Origin of the sequence: Mesobacterium hydrothermale (genome assembly GCF_035818635.1) — a bacterium.
Classification (GTDB): domain Bacteria; phylum Pseudomonadota; class Alphaproteobacteria; order Rhodobacterales; family Rhodobacteraceae; genus Mesobacterium_A; species Mesobacterium_A hydrothermale.
Genome location: NZ_JAYLLH010000019.1, coordinates 60827 through 82616, shown reverse-complemented (window position 1 = coordinate 82616; position 21790 = coordinate 60827). Strand labels below are relative to the sequence as shown.

The 21790-nt window shown below is 64.7% G+C and carries 21 protein-coding genes; 6 read left to right on the top strand and 15 right to left on the bottom strand.

What is annotated here, in order from left to right:
- Positions 1–160: 160 nt before the first annotated feature.
- Positions 161–826, bottom strand: a complete 666-nt coding sequence (locus tag VK792_RS13570) for an alpha/beta hydrolase (RefSeq protein WP_326298062.1) — start codon at positions 824–826, stop codon at positions 161–163.
- A 112-nt stretch (positions 827–938) separates the two neighbouring features.
- Complete coding sequence (locus tag VK792_RS13565) at positions 939–1574, bottom strand: DNA-3-methyladenine glycosylase family protein (protein WP_326298061.1); 636 nt, start codon at positions 1572–1574, stop codon at positions 939–941.
- A 90-nt stretch (positions 1575–1664) separates the two neighbouring features.
- Between VK792_RS13565 and VK792_RS13560 the strand changes: the two genes are divergently transcribed.
- Positions 1665–2957 carry an MFS transporter gene (locus tag VK792_RS13560; RefSeq protein ID WP_326298059.1) on the top strand — a complete coding sequence of 431 codons (1293 nt, stop codon included), beginning with the start codon at positions 1665–1667 and terminating at the stop codon, positions 2955–2957.
- A gap of 35 nt (positions 2958–2992) precedes the next feature.
- On the opposite strand, the gene VK792_RS13555 is transcribed toward VK792_RS13560, so the two are convergent.
- From VK792_RS13555 to VK792_RS13530, 6 genes are all read right to left on the bottom strand, one after another.
- Entirely contained in the window at positions 2993–3760 is a 768-nt protein-coding gene (locus VK792_RS13555) for a squalene/phytoene synthase family protein (RefSeq protein WP_326298058.1), read from the bottom strand.
- 81 nt (positions 3761–3841) lie between these two features.
- Positions 3842–4564, bottom strand: a complete 723-nt coding sequence (locus VK792_RS13550) for a class I SAM-dependent methyltransferase (RefSeq protein WP_326298057.1) — start codon at positions 4562–4564, stop codon at positions 3842–3844.
- The gene (cimA, locus tag VK792_RS13545) at positions 4564–6180 is read right to left on the bottom strand and encodes a citramalate synthase (protein ID WP_326298056.1); all 1617 of its coding nucleotides are present in this window, start codon (positions 6178–6180) and stop codon (positions 4564–4566) included. The genes VK792_RS13550 and cimA overlap by 1 nt, the downstream gene beginning before the upstream one ends.
- Before the next feature lie 82 nt (positions 6181–6262).
- The gene (gene cysS / locus VK792_RS13540; RefSeq protein WP_326298055.1) at positions 6263–7627 is read right to left on the bottom strand and encodes a cysteine--tRNA ligase; all 1365 of its coding nucleotides are present in this window, start codon (positions 7625–7627) and stop codon (positions 6263–6265) included.
- Between the two features lie 121 nt (positions 7628–7748).
- A complete protein-coding gene (locus tag VK792_RS13535; RefSeq protein ID WP_326298054.1) occupies positions 7749–8654 on the bottom strand; it encodes a DMT family transporter in 906 nt (301 codons plus the stop codon).
- Positions 8651–9031: a VOC family protein gene (locus VK792_RS13530; RefSeq protein ID WP_326298053.1), complete on the bottom strand. Its 381-nt coding sequence runs from the start codon at positions 9029–9031 to the stop codon at positions 8651–8653. The genes VK792_RS13535 and VK792_RS13530 overlap by 4 nt, the downstream gene beginning before the upstream one ends.
- 78 nt (positions 9032–9109) lie before the next feature.
- Between VK792_RS13530 and soxR the strand changes: the two genes are divergently transcribed.
- The 4 genes from soxR to VK792_RS13510 all read left to right on the top strand — a co-directional run bounded on the left by soxR (position 9110) and on the right by VK792_RS13510 (position 11945).
- Complete coding sequence (soxR, locus tag VK792_RS13525) at positions 9110–9577, top strand: redox-sensitive transcriptional activator SoxR (RefSeq protein WP_326298052.1); 468 nt, start codon at positions 9110–9112, stop codon at positions 9575–9577.
- 175 nt (positions 9578–9752) lie between these two features.
- Positions 9753–10409 (top strand): alpha/beta fold hydrolase, encoded by a 657-nt coding sequence (locus VK792_RS13520; RefSeq protein WP_326298051.1) that lies wholly within the window; start codon positions 9753–9755, stop codon positions 10407–10409.
- On the top strand, positions 10409–11596 hold the full coding sequence (locus VK792_RS13515) for a pyridoxal phosphate-dependent aminotransferase (protein ID WP_326298050.1): 1188 nt from the start codon (positions 10409–10411) through the stop codon (positions 11594–11596). Before VK792_RS13520 ends, VK792_RS13515 begins: the two co-directional genes overlap by 1 nt.
- Positions 11586–11945: a TfoX/Sxy family protein gene (locus VK792_RS13510; RefSeq protein WP_326298049.1), complete on the top strand. Its 360-nt coding sequence runs from the start codon at positions 11586–11588 to the stop codon at positions 11943–11945. The genes VK792_RS13515 and VK792_RS13510 overlap by 11 nt, the downstream gene beginning before the upstream one ends.
- Before the next feature lie 87 nt (positions 11946–12032).
- On the opposite strand, the gene VK792_RS13505 is transcribed toward VK792_RS13510, so the two are convergent.
- Together VK792_RS13505 and ndk are read right to left on the bottom strand one after the other, a co-directional pair.
- On the bottom strand, positions 12033–12557 hold the full coding sequence (locus tag VK792_RS13505) for an NUDIX hydrolase (protein ID WP_326298048.1): 525 nt from the start codon (positions 12555–12557) through the stop codon (positions 12033–12035).
- A gap of 102 nt (positions 12558–12659) precedes the next feature.
- Positions 12660–13082: a nucleoside-diphosphate kinase gene (gene ndk, locus VK792_RS13500; RefSeq protein ID WP_326298047.1), complete on the bottom strand. Its 423-nt coding sequence runs from the start codon at positions 13080–13082 to the stop codon at positions 12660–12662.
- 143 nt (positions 13083–13225) lie between these two features.
- On the opposite strand from ndk, the gene VK792_RS13495 reads away from it, so the two are divergent.
- The gene (locus VK792_RS13495; protein WP_326298046.1) at positions 13226–13516 is read left to right on the top strand and encodes an alkylphosphonate utilization protein; all 291 of its coding nucleotides are present in this window, start codon (positions 13226–13228) and stop codon (positions 13514–13516) included.
- A gap of 109 nt (positions 13517–13625) precedes the next feature.
- On the opposite strand, the gene lpdA is transcribed toward VK792_RS13495, so the two are convergent.
- The 5 genes from lpdA to VK792_RS13470 form a co-directional block, all read right to left on the bottom strand.
- Positions 13626–15020 carry a dihydrolipoyl dehydrogenase gene (lpdA, locus tag VK792_RS13490; RefSeq protein ID WP_326298044.1) on the bottom strand — a complete coding sequence of 465 codons (1395 nt, stop codon included), beginning with the start codon at positions 15018–15020 and terminating at the stop codon, positions 13626–13628.
- Between the two features lie 208 nt (positions 15021–15228).
- Complete coding sequence (locus VK792_RS13485) at positions 15229–15816, bottom strand: DUF924 family protein (RefSeq protein ID WP_326298043.1); 588 nt, start codon at positions 15814–15816, stop codon at positions 15229–15231.
- Between the two features lie 139 nt (positions 15817–15955).
- On the bottom strand, positions 15956–17245 hold the full coding sequence (locus VK792_RS13480) for an MFS transporter (protein WP_326298041.1): 1290 nt from the start codon (positions 17243–17245) through the stop codon (positions 15956–15958).
- Between the two features lie 169 nt (positions 17246–17414).
- The gene (gene queA / locus VK792_RS13475; RefSeq protein WP_326298040.1) at positions 17415–18464 is read right to left on the bottom strand and encodes a tRNA preQ1(34) S-adenosylmethionine ribosyltransferase-isomerase QueA; all 1050 of its coding nucleotides are present in this window, start codon (positions 18462–18464) and stop codon (positions 17415–17417) included.
- A gap of 5 nt (positions 18465–18469) precedes the next feature.
- Positions 18470–21772, bottom strand: a complete 3303-nt coding sequence (locus tag VK792_RS13470; RefSeq protein ID WP_326298038.1) for a YhdP family protein — start codon at positions 21770–21772, stop codon at positions 18470–18472.
- Between the last annotated feature and the right edge of the window lie 18 nt (positions 21773–21790).

Here is a 21790-nt window from a genome sequence, read left to right as displayed (position 1 = left end):
CAAAGGCTGACGTCAACGGCTCGGATCGGGCTGCGCCCGATCCGAGCGCGGCGTGCCGTGCACGCCGATGGCGCGCCCGCGCGCGCCCGGGGGGGGGGGGCCCCCCACGGCACATCCGGCGCGCGCCGCAGGCGCGCTCATTCAAACAAAACGCCCGGGATCAGAATCCGCATTTGTCGCGCAGAAACGCGAGCGCCACCGACAAACCGTCCGGCGCGATCCCGTGGGCGGTGCCCTTCATCACGTGGGCAAAGACCTCCTCCCAGCCCGCCTGCTGCAACGCCTCCGCAGCCTCGGGCAAGGATTGCACCGGCACCACGTCGTCGGCATCGCCATGCACCAGCAACACCGGCGGACGACAGACCACCTCGTCCGCCAGCAACTCCGGTGCCAGCAACCGGCCGGAAAAGGCGACGATCCCCGCCACCGGCTCTTCGCGCCGCGGGGCCACGTGCAGTGCCATCATCGTGCCCTGCGAAAAGCCGAACAGCGCAACCTGTTCCGGCAGCAGATCCTCGTCCACCATCAGCGCGTCCAGGAACGCGTTCAGATCCTCGACCGCGCGGCGCATGCCCGCCTCGCTTTCCTCTTCCGACGATCCGTCAATCCACGGGATCGGGAACCACTGATATCCAAAGGGTGACCCGGCACAGTTTTCGGGCGCGTCAGGCGCCACGAACAGCGTGTCCGGCAAGTGTTCACCCAGCACGTCCGCCAGCCCCAGCAGATCGGCCCCGTTGGCGCCATAGCCATGCAGGAACACAACCGCGCTGCGCATCTCCCCCGATGCCGGCTCCTTGCGGCCAGCTGTCAAAACCCGTGTCATTGCGTCGTCATCTCCTGTTGATCGCTCGCGGGCCAGACCGCCCGCCCACGGCACCCGCGCGCCGCGCATGTTTCTTCCTGCATCCACGCGATACAATGCGCCTGCGGCAGGATCAAACGATCCCCTCCCGCTCTTTTGCGATGTGGTAGTAGGCCCAAAGCGCGCGGGCGGCGACAGACCGCCACGGGCTCCAAGCTTCCGCCATCTGCCGGAATGCGCGTTCCTTGGGGCGTTCGTCCAGCGCGAACAGGATGCGGGCGGCCTCTTGCAGCGCCAGGTCGCCGGGAGCAAAGACATCGGCCCGGCCCAGGCTGAACATCGCATAGATTTCCGCCGTCCAGATGCCGATTCCCTTGACCGCCGTCAGTTCGGCCACGACCGTCTCGACCGGCGCGCTGCGCAAGCTGTCAAAGTCGATCCCCGCACCGGCCAGCGCGCGGGCATAGGCCGCCTTCTGCCGGCTCAGCCCCAGCGCGCGCAGGTCGTCGTCACTGGCCGCAAGGATCGGCGCGGGTCCGGTCATTCCGGCCGCCTCCAGGCGTGCCCAGATCGCCCGGGCGGATGCAACGCTGACCTGCTGGCTGACAATCGCGCTCAGAAGCTGTTCGAACCCGTCCTGCCGACGCCGCAACGGCAACGGCCCCGTTAGCGTCAGCGCATGGGCAAAGCGCGGCTCTGCGGACGCCAGCCAGGCCGCGCCTTCGGCCACGCAGGCCTCTGTCCGGATGATCCGCCCGATATCGCTCATGCCCCATCCCTAGCGCGTCTTGTCGCGCCGCGCCAAGCGCAATCGCAAGCCCCCTTGCCGCTGCCCCACTTCCCGTCTATCGAAACGACCATGACCAGCGCCGACCAGACCCAGATCCACACCGACAGCCGCGCCCGCCGCAACGTGACCGTGCTTGTTCTTGCGCAGGCGCTGCTGGGCGCGCAGATGCCTATGATCTTCACGATCGGCGGGCTCGCCGGGCAAACGCTTGCCCCCAACGCCTGCTTTGCCACGCTGCCGATTTCACTGATTGTCCTGGGCTCGATGCTGTCGGCGACGCCGGTTTCGGCCTTCATGCAAAGCCACGGCCGCCGCGCCGGGTTCATGCTTGGCACCTTGATGGGCGCGCTTGGGGCGGCTGTCGCGGCCTATGCTCTGTATATCGCATCCTTCCCGCTCTACCTGCTGGGCAGCCTGTTCACCGGCACCTACATGTCGGCGCAGGGGTTTTATCGCTTCGCCGCCGCCGACACCGCCTCGGATGACTTCCGCCCCAAGGCGATCTCTTACGTGCTGGCAGGCGGGCTTGCCGCTGCGATCATCGGCCCGCAACTGGGCAATTTCTCGTCCTTTGCCTTTGGCCCGATCCCGTTTCTGGGCACCTATCTGGCGGTCATGCTGATCAACATCGTCGGTGCCGGGCTGTTTCTGTTTCTCGACATCCCGAACCCCCCCAAACCCGACGCCGACGCACCGCACGGGCGCACCCGGATGGAAATGCTGAAGACCCCGCGCATCGCGGTGGCGATCATTTCCGGCATGGTGTCCTATGCACTGATGAACCTGGTGATGACTTCGACCCCGCTGGCCGTCGTGGGCTGCGGAGTGGGTGGCGAAACCGAACTGCCCAATTACCTTGTGAATCTGGTTCCGGAAGGCGATCTGCGCAACAAGTTCCAATTCGTCGCTGGCTATGTCGTGACTGCCCATGTGCTGGCGATGTACGTGCCCAGCTTCTTCACCGGTCACATGATCGCGCGCTATGGCGTCGAAAAGATCATCGCTCTGGGCCTGGCCATCCTCGCGGCCGCCGGCGGTGTTGCGCTTACCGGGGTGCAACTGGAACAGTTCTTCATCGCGCTGGTGCTGCTGGGGATCGGTTGGAACTTCGGCTTCATCGGTGCCACAGCCATGCTCGCCTCCGCGCATGAGCCCCATGAACGCGGCCGGTTGCAGGGCATGAATGACCTGATCGTGTTTGGCGGCGTCACCGTGGCGTCGCTGGCCTCCGGTGGGCTGATGAATTGCTCCGGCGGCGCGGCGCAGGACGGCTGGGTTGCTGTCAACCTGGCGATGGCGCCCTTCCTTGCGCTCGCAGGCGGCGCACTGATCTGGCTGGTGTTGCGCCCCGCCGAGGACTAAGGCCGCGTTCCGCGAAACGGTCCTTCACAACGCTCTCACAGCGCAGCCAGCAAAAGCCGCCACTTCGCCGAAAACGGGCTGAGGCCCAGACGACCATCGTCGACACGTGCGGGGTTCCACACCGCCTGTCGCAACACCGGCTGCGCCTGCCACAGCTCCAGCGCCGCCGCGCGCCCCGGCCCAAGCCGACAGGCCATCGCACGCCAGGACGGGATTTCATCCAGGCAAATCTGCACCAGACGGATCACGTCGGCCCCGGGCGGCAAGGGCTTCCGCCCCAACGCCTTCAGCGCCGGAACCGCCCTCAGGTACCGCGCAAGCCCCGCGGCTTGCCCCCAACGCGCCAGCCCTTCCATCGCCTGTGACGGCGCCCCCAGCGACTGCGCCGCCGCTTCGGCAAGGCTGCCCGCCGTTTCCGACAGATAGCGCAGCAATGCTTCCTCCGAGGCAAAAGGCGCGCGCTCCACGTCCAGCCGACGCGCGTCGACCAGCATTGACAACGAAACCACCGCCGCGGGTGTCAGCACCCGCGCCAGCGGCGTGACCACCTCGTGCCGCCGCACCGGACCGCCGCTTGCGATCTCCTCCAGCGCATCGGCCCACCATTGCAGACGCATCTGCGCGATCAACGGCTCCGAGGTGACCCAGGGCGCACGCGCGACCTCGACATTGAACGCATAGATCGGGAACAGGACCGCACGGGCCGCGACAGGCGCCGCCATGGCCGCCGCGAACCGCTCCGGATCACCGCGTTCCACCAGCGCGGCACAGGCCGTCAGGTCGCTGTCAAAGGTCACGCTCATCCTTTCATCTTTCCAGAAATACTCCCGGGGTGAATGCCGCCCCCGGCGGAAGAGGGGGCAGCGCCCCCTGCCCGAACGCGATCATCCAAGCCGTGCCACCGACAAAAGATACCCGGTCTCACGACGCACCGCGCGCCAGGCGTCGGCCTCTGCAGCGCAGGCCTCCAACATCGGTTCCAGGCGTTCCGATTGCGTGGTGCGCAGTTCTGCGATCCGGCGCTCCATCGGTCGGAAATACGCCTCCCAGCTGTCATCCGGCAGCGCCCGTTGACCCAGAACCGCGAACCCCGCATCCTGCAACATCTTCGAAAGGGTCTCGGGGGTTTGTGCCGGATAGCCGTCCCAGAACGCCCGCGCCGCCGGTGACGGGCTGTCGACAAAGAAGCAAGGCTCGGAAAACGCCAGGACCCCTCCGGCTTTCAGCGCCTTTGCCATGGCGGCAATCCCGGCCTCAAGCCCCAGAAAATACAGCGCGCCCGCGCACCAGATCAGGTCGAACGGGGCCTGCGCATGATCCGCCAGCGCCGCCATGTCGCCCTCTTCAAAGGAAACTCGCGGTGTGTCGGCAAACCGCGTCTGGCCCTGGCGAACAAAGCCCGGGACTTTCTCAACCGCAACCACCCGGCCCCGGGGCACATGGGCCAGCAGCGCAGAGACATCTCCCCCCGGTCCGGCGCCGGCGTCGCAGATCACCGCGTCGGGCGCCAGGTCCGCCAGGCCACAGGCCCAGTCCACGTCGTCCTGCGTCCCGGGTCCCTCACGGGGCAGGTCCTTGTGCACGGTAAAGAACGCATCCCAGTCCATCAGGCGGCCTCGTCCCGCACCAGCTTCCAGCGCACCGCGTCCAGCAGCGCCTCGAAACTCGCATCGACGATGTTCGCGCTGACCCCCACGGTCGACCAGCGCCGCCCCTGCCCGTCGGCGCTGTCGATGATGACCCGGGTGACTGCCTCGGTCCCGCCCTGCGTGATCCGCACCTTGAAGTCGATCAGCCGCATGTCGTCGATGGCGGATTGATACCGCCCCAGGTCCTTGGCCAGCGCGCGTGCCAGCGCGTTCACCGGGCCCCGGTCACAGCCCTCGTCATCCATCGACTCGCTGACCGACAGCTTCTTCTCGCCATCGACCTTGACCACCACCACCGCCTCCGACAGCGACACCGTGCGGTTATACTTGTTCTTGCGCCGCTCCACCGTCACCCGGTAGCGCTTGACCTCGAAGAATTCCGGCAACAGCCCCAGCTCGTCCCGCGCCAGCAGCTCGAAACTGGCCTGCGCGGTGTCGTAGGAATAGCCCTCGGCCTCGCGCGCCTTGATCCGTTCCAGGATCCGCCCCAGCGCCGGATTGCCCTTCTCGACCTCAAGCCCGGCCTCTGCCAGCCGCTTGCGCAGGTTCGACTGCCCGGCCTGGTTCGACATCGGGATGACACGCGCATTGCCCACCACCGACGGCTCGATATGCTCATAGGTCGACGGGTCCTTCAGGATCGCGCTGGCATGCAGCCCGGCCTTGTGCGCAAAGGCCGAGGTCCCGACATAGGGCGCCTGCTTCACCGGCACCCGGTTCAGGATGTCATCCAGCATCCGGCTGATCCGCGTCAGCCCCTTGAGCCGCTCGCGGCTCACCCCGGTCTCCAGCGTGCTGGCAAAGGGCTCCTTGAGCAACAGCGCCGGGATCAGCGAGGTCAGGTTGGCATTGCCACAGCGTTCCCCCAACCCGTTCAACGTCCCCTGCACCTGCCGCACCCCGGCTTCCACCGCCGCCAAAGAGCCCGCCACGGCGGTTTCGGTGTCGTTGTGACAATGAATGCCCAGCATATCGCCGGGAATGCCGCCCGCGATCACCGCGCGCACGATGCGCCCGATCTCCTCGGGCAGGGTGCCGCCATTGGTGTCACACAGCACGATCCAGCGCGCCCCGGCTTGCTGCGCGACCTTCAGACAGTCCAGCGCATAAGGCGCGTTGGCCTTCCAGCCGTCAAAGAAATGCTCGGCATCGAACAACGCCTCGCGCCCCTGCGCCACCAGATGCGCGACGCTGGCGCCAATGTTCTCCAGGTTCTCTTCCAGCGTGATCCCCAATGCGGTCTCGACGTGGAAATCGTGGGTCTTGCCGACAAGACAGACCGCCGGCGTCCCGGCGTTCAGCACCGCCGCGAGCACGTCGTCGTTTTCTGCCGACCGGCCGGCGCGCTTGGTCATGCCAAAAGCCGTCATCGTGGCACGGGTCTGCCCCACGGTCTCGAAGAACAGGCTGTCGGTGGGGTTGGCACCGGGCCAGCCGCCCTCGATATGATCGACCCCCAGCGCATCGAGCGCCTGCGCGATGCGCAGCTTCTCTGCGGTGGAAAACTGCACCCCCTGCGTCTGCTGCCCGTCGCGCAGCGTGGTGTCGTAAAGGTAAAGGCGGTCCTTGCTCATGCCGGCCCTCTCCCCATCATCTTGCCGCAAATATCCCGGGGAGCGCGAGGGGCTGGCCCCTCGCCCGTCACCAGCCCGCCGCTCATCGCAACGTCTCCAGCTTCGCCGCATCGAAGCCCGCGCCCGGCACCAGGTCAACCCCGGCCCTGGACATGCGCACCTCGACGCCAGCTGCGGTCAGCGACGCTTTCAGCCGGTCCAGCTCGGAAAAATCCTTGCTCTGCATTGCCTCGGTCCGCACCGCTGCCAACCGGTTGGCAAACACGGTCAGATCGACACCGACCTCGGCCCAGGCGCCAAGCTCCGGCGACAGCAGCCCCATAAGCACCGCGCCGGCCTTCAACCCCGCGGCATCGCCCTGCCCCGCCAGCACATGCAACGCGGCAATCGCGCCCGCGGTGTTCAGATCGTCGGCCAAGGGCTCGACAACGGACGCGGGCACGCTGGACGAGGGCTCGATGCCCTTGGTCAGCGTCCGCCATTTACGCAGCGTGGCCTCTGCCTCGCGTGCCTTGTCCGCCGTCCAGTCCATCGGCTTGCGGTAATGGGTCGAGAGCATGACAAAGCGGATCACCTCGCCCGGAATGCCCTGCTCCAGCAGGTCATGCACGGTAAAGAAATTGCCCAGGCTCTTGGACATTTTCTTGCCCTCGACCTGCAACATCTCGTTGTGCAGCCAGACATTGGCAAACCCGCCCTCTGGATGGGCGCAGCAGCTTTGCGCGATCTCGTTTTCGTGGTGCGGGAACATCAGGTCGTTGCCGCCGCCGTGAATGTCGAAACTCGCGCCCAGCAATTCATAGGCCATGGCCGAGCATTCGATGTGCCAGCCGGGCCGCCCGCGGCCCCAGGGGCTGTCCCACCCCGGCAGGTCGTCCGAGGACGGCTTCCACAGCACGAAATCCATCGGGTCTTCCTTGTAGGGCGCCACTTCGACCCGGGCGCCGGCGATCATGTCATCGACCGAGCGGCCCGACAGCGCGCCATAGTCCCGGTAGGACCGCACCCGGAACAACACGTGCCCCTCGGCCGCATAGGCATGGCCAGAGGCGACAAGCCCGTCGATCATCGCAATCATCTGCGCGATGAATGCGGTGGCGCGCGGCATGTGGGTGGGCTCCATCACGCCAACGGCCGCCATGTCGTCCAGGTACCATTGCGTGGTTTCCGCCGTGATCTCGGAAATCGGGCGCCCGCTGTCGCTGGCCCGCGCGTTGATCTTGTCATCCACGTCGGTGAAATTGCGGACATAGGTCACGTGACCCGGCCCGTAGACATGGCGCAGCAGGCGGAACAGCACGTCAAAGACGATCGCGGGGCGCGCATTGCCCAGGTGCGCGCGGTCATAGACCGTCGGCCCGCAGACATACATCCGCACGTTGTCGGGATCGATGGGCCGGAAGACCTCTTTCTTGCGGGTCTGCGTGTTGGTCAGACGAATGTCCATGGGCCGTTCCTCGCGTGTATCGCGGCGGGCTTAGCAACTTCGTCTCGGATTGAAAATAGAAGACCGTCCCGCCAATGGTGTCAGCGGATAATGCAGCAGATCGTGATGGTCGATGCAGTGGTCATGTCCGGCCAATAGCACGTCGCGACTCGGCTGCCAAGCCGCCTTGGCGCTGATCCTGCACGGTGAAGCCTACGCCTAGCGCGATCAGCCCCGCCCCGACCCAAGCCAGCGGGCCAAAGGCCTCGTCCAGCACGGTGACCGCAACCAGAACGCCGCTGGCGGCGGCGACATAGCCCAGTTGGCTCAACATCACAGGCCCGCCCAGCCGTTGCAGCAGGAAGAACGCCGGGAAGGTGATTGCGGACAGCAAGATCTGCGTACCGGTCACCAGCGGCACCTGCGCCAATGCGCCCACCGGCAGGCCCATCACCACGATTGCCGCGGCAAAGACCCCCACTGCCACAAGGTGCGACCAAGCGGCCAGCGCGATCGGATCGCCGCCCTCGGGCCAGGCGAGCGAGCGATAGACATTGCCCGCCGCCAGCAGTGCGGGCATTGCCAGCGCAGCAAGCGACCAAAGCATGCCTTGTGACACACCGCCTCGGGTCAGCGCGATCAATACCGCCCCCGCAAAGCCCAAGGCCAGCCCCCAAAGGCCGATCCGGCCCGGCGCCTGCATCCGCAGCGCAGAGGCCAGAGCAAGGGTAAACAGCGGCGAAAGGGCAAACATCAGCCCCATGTGTCCTGCACCCACGTGCGGCAGGGCCAAGAACAGCACAAGGTTGGCCGCAACAAACGTGATCCCACCCGCCAGAACGACATACCGCGCGGTGGCGCCGCGCGGCAGCGCCAGCCGCGCACGCAGTGCAAGCCACGCAAACAACGGCAGCGATGCCCCCGCCGAGACCACCAAGGCCCAGACCGGCGCCGGCACGCCGGCGCTGGCGGCCAGTTTGCCCAAGGGGGCATTCATGCCGGTCAAGGTGCCGACATAGATCAACAGGACAGGGGCAAGGCGCATCATGTGTAGCTTACAACTTCGTATTCGACGCCATCAGGGCCGTCGAAATAGAACCGCCTGCCGGGCTCGTAGTCGGCATGGCTGTGGGTCTGATACCCGGCGGCGGTCACCTTCGCCTCGGTCGCGTCGATATCCTCGACAACGACGCCAATATGGTTCAGCCCGCCGTACTGGCGATAGCGCATCACGTTCCCGATCATTTCATGACTGGGCGAATACAGCGCGACATAGCTGTGGTCGTCGCCGACGTGGACAGACTGCCCATCGTGGATCGCCCCTCCTTTCCAGCGCACCTTCCAGCCAAACAGATCACACAGCACCTTTGCCGTGGCCCCGGCATCGGGGACAGAAACGTTCACATGTTCCAGACGTGCAGTCATCGCGTATCCTTTCCTTTGCAAATCAGCGGCCTTGAATGTAATTTCTCAAGTATACTTTAGATCAAGGGAAAAGATTTCATGCCCGGCAAAGCCTTGCGAAGGGGCAATCTGTCGATCGGCGACATCTCCGACCGAACCGGCCTCGCACCCTCGGCCATCCGTTACTACGAAGAGGAAGGTCTGATCGCGCCGATTCGCAGCACAGGCGGCCGCCGGCTCTTCCAGCGCTCAGACATCCGGCGGCTGTCATTCATCCTGATCGCGCAACAACTTGGCTTTGCCCTGTCAGAGATCCGCGAGGAATTGCGCGCGTTGCCAGAGGCCCGAACCCCGACCAGGCGCGACTGGGAAAAGCTGTCTCGACACTTCCGCAAGCGGCTGGAGACACGGATCGCGACGCTCGAGGCGCTGCGGGACAAGCTCGACGGCTGCATCGGCTGTGGCTGCCTGTCGCTGTCCACATGCGCGCTTTACAATGCCGAAGACCGCGCCGCGCGGCATGGACAGGGCCCGCGCTATCTACTTGGCGACAGGCCGGACAACTGACACGGGCATTTTGCGCAAAATCTTGCGGATGCCCTCTTTTCCCCCTGCCAGATCCTGTCGGATGCCCAAGTTTCACCCAAGTTTCATGGTGAGTGCAGGGCAGGCCGGCCCAGCGGCACGAACCACCACCCAACCCGCACCGGCAAGACACCGTGAACAGGCACCATATTTTGCAATGAAAACAGTTTACCTCCATGGGCTTCCCGGGTCCGGCACAGAATTGGCCATGACCCGCCTGCCGAACCTGACCGTCGTCAACCGCGCGCAGCGGTCCTTTGCAGATTTGGCCAAGGCGCTGCCGAAATCTGAACTTCACCTTGTCGGCTTTTCCATGGGCGCGCCCGCCGCGCTGCGCCTTGCCGCGCTGTGCCCCGGTCAGGTCGTGCGCGTGACCATCGTGTCCCCGATCGCCCCTCGGTCGATGGGTGGCGATGTGCCGCCCTTTGCCACCGGTGGCGGCCTCTTGTCGAAAGTCATGCCCGGTGTCGCACAGGCCAAGCGCATCATCGCAGCCGAGCCTGATTTCTTTTCCGACCCCAGCACGAGATCCGCGTTGAAACAGGCGCTCAAGGACGGGCTGGGTCCGCTCAAACCGATCACCGAGCGTGAAATCGCAGCTTATGAAAAGCCCTGGGAAAAGGTCCTGGACCAGATCCGCTGCCAGGTCTCGATCTGGCGCGGAGAGGCCGACCCCTTCACCACCGCGCAATCGGTGACCGCCCTGTCCCGCAGTCTGCCGTATGCCGAAGTGAACTGGTTGCGCCGCTGCGGCCACTATGGTGCATTGGCCGAAGTCATGAACGCCCTCGCCCGATTGCCGGATCTCCGCTGATGCCTCGAATCTCCCCCCGCCTGACCACGCTGAACGAAGACGGAAACGACGGCTGGGGGGTGTTTTATCGCGCCCGCCGCATGGTGGCAGAAGGCCAGCCGGTGATCGAACTGACCATCGGCGAACACGACATCGGCACCGATGCCGCCATCCTTGACGCAATGCATCACGCCGCCCGCGCGGGTCACACCGGGTATGCCATGGTGCCCGGAATCGCCGGCTTGCGCCAGGCCGTGGCAGAGCGGGTCCAGGCTCGCACGGGCGTGGCGACACGACCGGAAAACGTTCTGATCACGCCCGGCGGACAGGCCGCACTGTTTGCCTGTCACATGGGCGTCTGCGCGCCCGGCGACACCGCGCTTTATGTCGACCCCTATTACGCCACCTACCCCGGCACCATTCGCAGCACCGGCGCCCGGGCGGTGGCGCTGCGGACCACCGCGGAAAACAGCTTCGTCCCAGAGGCAGCCGCACTGGACGCGCTGGCCCGCGAAACCGGGCCGGTGTCGCTGCTGGTCAATTCGCCCAACAACCCCACCGGCGTGGTCTATCCCCGGGCGGCGCTGGACGCGCTGTGCCAGGTCGTTGCGGATCACGACATGTGGCTGATCTCGGACGAGGTCTACGACACCCAGGTCTGGGACGGCACGCATATCAGCCCCCGCGCCCTGCCCGGCATAGCCGACCGCACGCTGGTGATCGGCTCGATGTCGAAAAGCCACGCCATGACCGGTAGCCGCGTTGGCTGGGTCGTGGGCCCGGAGCCGATGATCGCCGCGCTGATCGACCTTGCCACCTGCACCACCTACGGCGTGCCGGGCTACATCCAGGATGCCGCGCTTTTCGCGCTGCAGCAGGGCCCCGACATGGAACAGGCCGTGGCCGCGCCCTTTGCGCGCCGCCGCGCGCTGGCCCGCGAAATCCTTGCCGGGCAAAATACCGTCGGCCTGGTTCCCTCGGGGGGCGCAATGTACCTGTTTCTCGACATCCGCGCCACCGGGCTGAGCGGAGAGGCCTTCGCCAATGACCTGCTGGACACATGCGGCATCGCTGTCATGCCCGGCGAAAGCTTCGGGGCCTCGTCTGCCGGCCACGTCCGCGTCGCGATGACGGTCGACGATGCGGTCTTCGCCACCGCGCTGCGCAACCTCGTGGCCTTTGCCGAAACCCGCGCGCATGGCGGCTGACCCGACTCCGGTTTCCACGATCCGCAACCTTGGCCCCGCGATCGAGGCCGCCTGTGCCCGCGCCGGCATCACCTCGGCCGAAGACTTGCGCGCACTGGGGGCTCACGAGGCCTATCGCAAGTTGCTCGCCACTGGCACCCGGCCGCATTTCATCGGCTACTACGTGCTGCACATGGCGCTACAAGGTCGCCCTTGGAACGATTGCAAGGGCAAGGAAAAGGACGATCTGCGCCGCGCCTTCAATCAACTCAAGGACGAACTGCCCCGCACCGGCCCGCCGGCCGGCATCGAACGCATCCTCGACGAGATCGGACTTCGTCCGAAACCGCCCGGCTCTTCTTCTGGCTGAAAATATCCCGGGGGTGAATTGGCCACAGGCCAAGAGGGGGCAGCGCCCCCTCCACCACGCTTGTACCAGGCTTGATCGCGTCGGTCGTCAGGCCGGAAGAAATGGCCGCGCGAAGGCCCAGTTGGCAGCCTGGTGCACAACGCCGAACTTGCCGTCGCGCAGCGCCGCATCGATCTCGGCCGCGCGCATCGTGAACAGCTCCATCTCCTCGTCATCGCCCGCATCGGGCGCCGCAACCTGCCGGCAGCCGCGGGCCAGGAAATAGTGCCCCTCGCAGCCGCGCTGGTTGCCGTTGTCGACGAAGGTGCCCAGCGACATCCAGTCGTCCGAGTCCAGCCCTGTTTCTTCCAGCAACTCGCGCTTGGCGCCATCCAGCGCCGCCTCGCCGTCATCGACGAACCCCGCCGGAAACCCAAGGACAACCCGCCCTGGCCCGTGCTTGTAGCTGCGGATCACCTGGATCCGACCATCCTCCATCACCGGAACGACCGTGGCAAAGGTGCGCAGATGGACCTGATAAAAGTCATCGATCACGCGCCCGTCCGGCAGTTCCACCGCCTGTTTCGAGATCCGGAAAAACGGTTTCTTTTCAAAGATGAAGTCCTTGCTCAAGGTCTTCCAACACTGCATCGATCGGGCTCCGTTCCAAAATAAAACCGCCCCGGAAAACCGGGGCGGCTTCAGATTACATCAAATCGGGGCGGAAGTGAGGCCTTAGCCCACCAGTTCCAGGCCCGAGAAGAAGAAGGAGATTTCCTGCGCGGCGGTTTCGGGCGCGTCGGACCCATGGACCGAATTTTCGCCAACCGATTCCGCGAATTCGGCGCGGATGGTGCCCGGGGCGGCGTCGGCGGGGTTGGTGGCGCCCATGACTTCGCGGTTCTTGGCGATTGCGCCTTCGCCTTCCAGCACCTGCACGACAACCGGCTCGGACGCCATGAATTCGCACAGCTCGTCATAGAACGGGCGCGCGGCGTGCACTTCGTAGAACTTGCCGGCCTGCACCTTGGTCAGGTGGATCCGCTTCTGCGCGACGATGCGCAGACCGGCATCCTCGAACTTGGCGTTGATCTTGCCGGTCAGGTTGCGGCGGGTGGCGTCGGGCTTGATGATCGACAGGGTGCGTTCGGTTGCCATGGTCTCGGCTCCATTGATGGGTTGAGTTTGGCGCCCCGATAACATGAGGGATGCGCGTTGGAAAGGGGGCAGCGATTGGCCGCATGGACGGGCCCGTTCACCTGCCCTACCGCTGCGGCGCAACACACAACAGGAGTCGGCGCATGGCCTCGGATGAAGAATACGTATATGACGAGGTCACCGGCGAGTGGCGCCCGGCCTCGGAAATGGTGGAAACGGGCCCCGAGGTGCGCGATGCGCAGGGCACCCTGCTTGCCGACGGCGACAGCGTCACCCTGATCCGTGACCTGAAAGTCAAAGGCGCGGGCCAGACCCTGAAACAGGGCACCGTGATCAAATCGATCCGCCTGACCGCCAACCCCGATGAAATCGACTGCCGCCACGACAGCATCAAAGGTTTGGTGTTGCGGACGGAATTTGTGAAAAAGCGCTGATAGGTCGGGCTGGCCAAGGGCGCACGGTGCCCCACCAGCCCGCGCCAGCGGCCCCGGATCACGCCCGGGGAACCGTGCATCGGGCGGGCGCACCCGCCCCCGCTTCGGATCAGAAGTGGATCGCGCGCCCCCAGGCATCCAACACTGATTCGTGCATCATCTCGGACAAGGTCGGATGCGGGAAAACGGTGTGCATCAGGTCTTCCTCGGTGGTCTCCAACTGCCGGCCGATGACATAGCCCTGAATCATCTCGGTCACTTCGGCACCAACCATATGCGCGCCCAGAAGCGCCCCGGTCTTGGCGTCGAACACGGTTTTCACCATGCCTTCGGGTTCGCCCAGGGCAATCGCCTTGCCGTTGCCGACGAAGGGGAAGCGCCCGACCTTGACGTCATAGCCCGCGTCCTTCGCCTTGGCCTCGGTCATGCCGACGGAGGCCACCTGCGGGTGGCAATAGGTGCAGCCCGCAATGCTTTCGGGTTTGACCGGGTGCACCTTCTGGCCCGCGATCAGTTCGGCCACCATCACGCCTTCATGGCTTGCTTTGTGCGCCAGCCAGGGCGCACCGGCGATGTCGCCAATAGCATACAGCCCCTCCACCGCGGTCCGGCAATAGGCATCGGTCACCACGTGGGTGCGGTCGATCTGGACCCCCAGGGGTTCCAACCCCAGGCCTTCGACATTGCCGACGATGCCGACCGCGGAAATCACCGTGTCAAACTCTTCCTTGGTGACCTTGCCACCTTGTTCGATATGCGCAGTGACCTTGCCCTTGGCACGGTCCAACTGCTTGACGCCGGCCTTTTCGCGGATCTTCATGCCTTGTTTTTCAAACTGCTTCTTGGCAAAGGCGCTGATCTCGGCGTCTTCCACCGGCAGGATTCGGTCCATCACCTCGACAACCGTCGTATCGGCTCCCAGCGTGTTGTAGAAGCTGGCAAATTCGATCCCAATCGCTCCCGAACCGATGACCAGAAGCTTTTTCGGCATCCGCGTCGGCACCAGCGCGTGCTTGTAGGTCCAGACAAGATCACCATCTGCTTCCAACCCTGGCAATTCGCGTGCCCGCGCGCCGGTCGCCAGCACGATGGCCTTGGCGGTCAACTCCTCGGTGCCCTTGTCGGTCTTGACGCTGACCTTGCCCTTGGCCGGCAAGGTCGCCTCGCCCATGACCACGGTCACCTTGTTCTTTTTCAGCAGGTGACCAACGCCGGAGTTGAGCTGTTTCGCCACCCCGCGCGAGCGTTTCACCACTGCGTCGAGATCGTAGCCGATGTCGCCCGCGCTCAGGCCGAATTCCTTGGCACGGTGCATCAGATGGAACACTTCGGACGACCGCAGCATCGCCTTTGTCGGGATACACCCCCAGTTCAGGCAGATACCGCCCAGGTGTTCGCGCTCGACCACGGCCACTTTCAGCCCAAGCTGCGCGCCGCGAATGGCGGCCACATAGCCCCCCGGTCCCGCGCCAATCACGATCATGTCGAAAGACGTCGCCATCATGAACCCTCCGGTAGCGATTTTGTTTAGCCTTAAACTATCTTGGCCGCGCAATCAACGCAGGACCTGTTTGCCCCGTCCACGGCCTGCGCATGTCCGCCCTGCCCCAGAAGCATGGCAGCGTCGCCTTGCGATCCGCAAGACATCAAAACGCCCGGCAAAAGTGCCGGGCGTTTTGATGTCTTGCCAGTTGGTCCAGCGACCGTTTCGGTCAGGCGGCCTGCAACTTGGCCTGAAGCTTGCGGATGGTTTCGCCATAGCCGCCAGAGGACACATAGGCCAATTCTGCCTCGGTCGAGGTGCGATCCAGCGCCTCGTTCCGATAGGGAAAGCGGCCAAATTCACGGATCACCTGGCGATGCGCCTTGGCATGCAGCAGGTTGGATGAACCGGTATCGGGCATGCGTTCCTTCATCAGACGAATGCAACGGTCCTGGTCACAAAGATTTTCCGAATGCATCAGCGGCAAATAAAAGAACTGCCGCGCAGGTTCGTCGATCATCAGGTCCCAGCCCTTGTGAATCGCCTGCTTGGCTGCGGCAAGCGCCACGCGGTCTGACGCGAACGATTTCCCGGACCCTCGGAACATGTTGCGCGGAAACTGGTCCAGCAGGATGACATAAGCCAGAGAGCCGCTGGGGTAGGTCAGCCAAAGACCGTACCGGCCTTCCATGGCGCCGTCCCACCCGGCCTCGAACTTGTCCCGGATCGTCGCATCAAGCGCTGCTGACCCGTTGTACCACCCGTCGGGGCCGGTTTCGTCCAACCAGAAATTCAACACCGCTTCGGGCGTTACCATCGGACCGTCTCCTACTTTTCCTTTAACGCGACGTAACTATTATGTGACGATTAACACAATCGTTCCAAACAATGTTTGCGACAATACGACATAATCGGGGAGATTTCTGGCAAGAAATCGCCGTCGAACCAAGAAAACCTCACTCTGCGGCGGGTTTGTGACGGGATTCCGCGTTCTCGTCGCTTTCGGCTTCCTGTGCGGTTTCGATGGCGTATTCCTGCGCCACCTCCAGCGCGACGGGCGACGCGCTGGCCAGGATCGGAGCGTAGCTGGCCGTTTCATCCACGGCGGGGGCCGCCCGCTGAGTCGCGCGGTACAACGCATAACCCGTCAGCGACAACATCAGGAACGCGATCAATCCGAAGAACGCCGACGGCGCGGTGGCCTGCATCATCCAGCCGATGATCAGCGGTCCGGTAATTGCCCCGGTGCCGTTGATAAACAGCAACCCGGCCGACGCCGCCGCCATATCCTCGACCTCGAGAAAATCGTTGGTATGGGCGATCAGGAGCGAATAGAGCGGGTTGGACATGCCGCCGATGACAAAGGCAGACGCCAGCAAAACGGCGTAGAACTGGCCGAACAGCAGCGCCGCCACCGCGGCCAGCCCCCCCGCCCCGGCGACCAGGGTGATCAGCCGACGCCGGTCCATCCGGTCGGAAATCCAGCCAAGCGGATATTGCAGCAAAAGCGCACCGATGTAGAACATCGAGACGAACAGCGAAATTTCCGCCAGGTTCAGTCCGGCCATCGTACCAAAGACCGCCGACATCCCGAACTGCGCCGAAAACACGCCCCCCAGAAGAAACATCCCGACACAGCCCAGCGGCGACGACAGGAACAATTGCTTCAAGCGCATCGGCTTGGTCGTCTCGAACGCGGGCGTCGGCGAAATCGACAGCAAGATCGGCGCAAAAGAGATCGACACCAGCACCGAAGGGATGACGAACAACAGAAAACCCGATTTGTCCGGCACCAACAGCAGCGCCTGCGCCAAGATGATCCCCCCGGTCTGCACGATCATGTATAGCGACAGCGCCTGACCACGGGTTTCATTTGTTGCGCTGTGGTTGAGCCAGCTTTCTGCCGTCACGTAGACGCCGCAGAAACAAAACCCGATCAGGACCCGCCCCAGGGCCCAGGCAATCGGGTGCTGAACGGCCGGATACAGGATCAACACGGCCGAGATCAACGAGCCAAGGGCCGCGAAGACCCGCACATGCCCGACGCGGCGGATCATTCCCGGCGTCACACGGCTGGCAAACAGAAATCCCAGAAAATAGGCCGACATCACAATGGACATCTCGAAGGCGGAAAATCCCGCCGCGCTGCCCCGCACCCCCAGAAGCGAGCCTTGCAGGCCGTTGCCCAGCATCAGCATTCCGATCCCAAGCAGCAACGCCCAAGAGCTTTTCAGAACCATGAACATGCGTGCTCTCCCTGCTGCGCCGATGTTGGCGGGCAATATCCCATGCCTACCATCGGGGGCGCCGATGACAAGACAACGTTTCAAATCCGGCCCTGACTTTCCGGGGCTTCCCGTCGATCCTGCGCGCACCGGTGCACCTGTCCCGGACCGCGTGGGACTGTTGCCGGGACTAAGGGATCAGCAGGGACGCGTCGCCATACGAGAAAAACCGATACTCGTGTGCGATGGCATGGGCATAGACCCTTTGCATCCGTTCCATGCCCATCAGGGCCGACACCAGCATCAGCAGCGTTGACTTGGGCAGGTGGAAATTCGTCATCAACGCATCGGTCACGTGAAACCTGAAACCGGGGTAGATGAAGATGTCGGTTTCCCCTTCCCAAGGGGCGATCTGGCCAGTGTCGCGCGCCGCACTTTCGATCAGGCGCAGCGCGGTGGTGCCCACCGGGATCACGCGACCGCCGGCGGCCTTGGTCGCAGCGATCTCTGCCGCGGCGGTTTCGGACACCTGTCCCCATTCGGCGTGCATCTTGTGGGTCGTAACGTCCTCGACCTTGACCGGCAGGAAGGTCCCCGCGCCCACATGCAGCGTCACGTGGGTGAACTGCACCCCCTTGTCACGCAGCGCCGCCAACAACGGTTCGTCGAAATGCAAGGACGCGGTCGGCGCCGCAACTGCCCCGGGCCGGCTGGCCCAGACTGTCTGATAGTCCGTCTTGTCCTGTTCGTCCGCCGGGCGTTTCGCGGCGATGTAGGGCGGCAAGGGCATCGTCCCTGCCTGGGCCAGCGCGGCATCAAAATCCCCTCCGGTCAGGTTGAACCGCAAGAAAGCCTGCCCGTCCGCGCGGCCTGCGACCTCTGCCGACAGATCAGAAGAAAACACGATCACCTCGCCGTCGCGGACCTTTTTCAGCGGTTTGACCAACGCCGACCAGGTCCCGTCTGCGCGCGGCTCCAACAGCGTCGCTTCGATTCGCGCCTCGGTTTGCCCGGAAGCGCCCGTGCGATGACGCAGCCCCGACAGGCGCGCAGGGATCACTCGCGTGTCATTCAGAACAAGCCGGTCGCCGGGGCGCAAGATCCCCGGCAGGTCACGCACGATGGCATCGCTCAGGTTGTCGCCGTCTGCCACCAGCAGCCGGGCCGAAGATCGGGGATGTGCGGGACGGGTTGCGATCAGCCGTTCGGGCAGATCGAAATCGAAATCGGAAAGCTGCATGGGGTCTATTCTGTCAACTGAGGCGGTGGACGGCGGAAGATTTCACGGAACATGCCGGGTGTCAAAATCGAAAGCGGATTGACCGACACGCGCGGTTTCTCTGCCGTTCCCTTGATATTGAAATTGAAGCCGACGAGTCCCTCGCCCTTTCGGGTAAATATCGCCCCGATGCCGTTCAGCATATAGATCGGTGACAGCACGCCCTGCATGTCCATCCGGCCAGAGGCAAGATCGTAATAGCCATCCAGCGACACCCCCATCGATGGACCGGACGCCGAAGACCGTTTCAGGATCACCTGTTGCGGGGACAAGCGGAACTCGCCTTCAACTTCTGCGAAGTATATGCCGGGGCCTTCCAGTTGATCCAGCAGGCCGACAATGGAAATGGCGTCCAACAAGGCCCCGATCGCCGGCGCGTTGCGCAACCGGACGTTCGCGGCGGTGAAGGTTCCGTCATACGCACCCTCGCCCCCTTTGGGCGTCAGGATCAGCGTCAGATCACCGCCCTGCGCGGTTTTCAGCAAACCCACGGACTGCATCAGCCGCCCGGCATTGTCGCTGCGTATCCGGAACGCGCTGCGCCCGCTCATCGGCACCACGTCGCCCTGAATTGCCGTATTCCCGTTCACATTGGCGGTGAACGTGCCCTGCATGCCGCCGCTCAGGCTGAAGGTTCCGCGAAACCGGTTCAGCGCAATGCCTTCGGACACCTGCATGCGGTCCAGCGCCAGAGTCACCGGTCCGGCGGCGGCGGCAGCGGCGGCCCCGCCGCCGCCCGCGCTGCCGGTGGCAAAAGGCGCCCGGCGCAGGTCGATGCTGCCACCGGTGATCGCGACAGCAGGCGCGGCATTTGCCCCGCGCCCGGTCAGCGTGACTGGTGCGCGCAGCCAGTCCCCCAGGCGCAAATCGGCAAAGCTCAGCATGTCCAGCCCGCCATCGGCGCGCAGGCTGATGCTGCCGTCCCCCCGCAACCCGCCTGCGTCGATCGACAGGCGGTCGATGGTCACCGGCTGTGTCAGCCGTCCGGCGACGTCCAAAGCGCCGGTGGCGGACTGGCCAAAATTCCAGCCGATCTGCGGCACCGAAGCCCCCAGCCCCGCCAATGCCGAGGTGAGCCTGAACTCGATCGGACGGTTCCTGCCGATCTCCAGGATCAGGTCCCCCTGCGCCGCGCCACGCAACATGCCCGCGGGCAAACCCAACCCGAAAGCGCGCGCCGCCTTGTCTGACAGTTCGACCCGCGCAGTCACGCGACTGTCGGCGCCCTTGCGGCCAAGGGGTTGGGTCCAACTGCAATCGAAGGGCACACCGTCAAGCGTGCCGCGCCCCGCGATCTGCACCTGCGCGGTTGTCGCGGCCAGTTGCAGGCTGGGCGCGCGAAGGCTTCGCCCCTTGATCAGCACGTCGGTCGCGACATTGCGCACGGTGCCGGACAGTTTGAAATCCACATCTTCGGTCAACAGCCGGTTCTTCAACGGCAGGTCCACGGTACCCGTCACCCGTGCCTGCCCTTGGGCCAGCGCGACGGGCAGGCCCGCTCTGGACAGCACGTTCAGCGGGTCGCTGTCGATGTAGGCCAATCCGGCCTCGACCGGGCCCGCCGCGATCAGCGCAAGACTGGCCGGTGCATCCTTGATCCGGATATCGGGAATGACAAAGGTACTGCCCGCAACGTCAATCTGCCCGCCCAGAGGCGGTTCGATATGCCCGGCTTCGACCATGGCAACCAAGCGGTTGTCATAGATGGTGACCTGCCCATCCGCGGCGCGCAATTCCGGCAGTTTCGGAGAATAGCGCAGGTCGGCGCCGTGGACTTCGAAATCGGCATAAAGCTTTGGGGCGCTGCCGGGATCGACCCGCAATGCAATCTGGCCGTCGCGCAACTCGCCCGACAACACGTTCTGCGTGAACCAGTTGCGGGTCTGGGGTTTCAGCGACGGCGGCCACAGCGCCGCGATCTGATCCGGTTCGGCCCGCGCAAGGTGGCCGTCGATCGCCAGTTGCCAGCCCGCGTCCAGCGCCGCTAGCCGTCCGGTCAGGAACAGCGGCAGTTGCCCGTCGTCCAGCCGCAACCTTCCAAGCGTGAATTCGAAAGGCCGCAGGTCCAGTCGGAAATCCATCTCCGCGCGTGCAATCGACACCGGAGTTTCGAACACGTCGTCCGGATTGGCCGAAATATCGGTCAATTGAACCTGCCCCACCATCCGTTGCGGCAACCCGCTTTGCATGTCCTGAAGGCTGGCCTGCCCGGTGGCCACGACCGAGCCCCAGGCGCTGTCGACGGAAATCTCGCTGAAGGTCAGGCGCGCGGTCTTGGGGCGATAGGTGAAATAGGTGCGCGCGCCGGTGAACGGGATCGGGCGGGTGCCATCGTTGGGCTGCAACACGCCGGCACCGATCTGAAGCGTCGCGTTCAACGGCCCAAGCGTGCCGTCATCGAACATCTGTGCCCTGAGTGCACCTGAAATCGGTGCCCGGAGCGCGCCCAGCCAGGCAAGGGCCGGGCTTTGCAGGGCGATGTCGTCCGACGCCACGTCCTGCACGTTCATGCCAAAAACCAGATCATTGCGGCCAATCTCGCTTTCGGCGTTGACCTCGATCGTGGCGGCGCTGCCGCCGCCAGACAACACCGCGAAATCAGCCCGCAGGCTGACGCTGTCGGTGCCGCGCATAAGTTGCAACCGCCCGCCATCCACCGTCCAGCCGCGCCGCGCGCGCGCATCCTCGTAGCGCAGGGTCAGTCCGTCGGCGTCAATCGCCGTCAGCCCCGCCAGCGACGGATTGGCCAGCGCCGTGTCGAACAGCGCCACCAGTTCCGGGATCGTCGGCATCTCGCCTTCGCGGGCCAGAGCATCGCCAAAGGCCAGCCCCACGCGCCCGTACTGATCACGGCGCAGGGTGACAAACGCCCCCGACAAGTGAACGCCTCGCAGGCCGGTTTGGCCCTTCAGCATCGCCAAAGGGGCCATCGCTGCCTCGACATCGCTGAGCGCGACCACCCGCGCGCCATCATCGCGCACCAGTTCCACATCGCGCAGCAGCACATGCGCGGTGGCGTCGGGTTCAAGCCGCACCGCCATGTCCCCGAAGGTCAGTCTCAACCCCGGCAGGCTGCGGTCCAGCCGCGCGGTGATCTCCTCTTTCAACCAGGGCGGTGCCGACAGTGCCTGCCCCATCGCGGTCATCGCAACGACGCCCACGGCGACGACCAGCACGCTGACCGACAGAAGCGCCCAAAGACCGGTGCGGCGCAACCGTCGTCCGCGGCGGCGCGGCGCCGGTTTTTTCGGATCGTCTTGCGTTGCCATTGGAAGCGTTGCCTTACC